The organism is Neoroseomonas rubea, from assembly GCF_016106015.1.
Classification (GTDB): domain Bacteria; phylum Pseudomonadota; class Alphaproteobacteria; order Acetobacterales; family Acetobacteraceae; genus Neoroseomonas; species Neoroseomonas rubea.
In genome coordinates, this window is record NZ_JACADQ010000769.1 from 1 (window position 1) to 518 (window position 518).

The 518-nt window shown below is 67.4% G+C and carries 1 protein-coding gene; it reads left to right on the forward strand.

All coding sequences use genetic code 11. The features are described 5' to 3' along the window. Positions 1 to 518, forward strand: a 518-nt coding sequence (locus HW577_RS26320) for a DUF3141 domain-containing protein (RefSeq protein ID WP_198379003.1), incomplete at both ends; no start/stop codon positions are given.

Consider the following 518-nt stretch of genomic DNA (forward strand, 5'->3'; position numbering starts at 1 on the left):
CTCGACCTGGGCGGGCACCGAGGGCAAGGCGCCGATGCGCTACCTTGGGGGCCTGCTGGGCGGATCCTGGCTCACCGCCATGACGGGCGACCTCGGCGGCGGCAAGTTCGACGGCGCCTGGCTCGTGTCGAACTTCGAGAGCGGCAACCCCGCCAACACCTACTGGACCAAGCAGTACGAGGTCTGGGCCGATGTCGATCGCGCCGCGGACCGCTACCTCGGCTTCGAGCAATGGTGGGGCGGGCATGTCCGCCTGAACGCCGAGGAGATGCAGTTCATCGTCGACCAGCTCTTCGTCGGCAACCGGCTGGCGACGGGGGAGCTGATCTTCTCCGACGGCACGCGCGTGGACATGCGCGCGATCCAGTCGCCGATCATCGTCTTCTGCTCCGAAGGCGACGACATCACGCCGCCCGCCCAGGCGCTGTCCTGGATCACCGACCTGTATGGCGACGAGAACGACCTGCGCACGCACGGCCAGACCATCGTCTATTCCGTGCATGGCAGCATCGGGCATC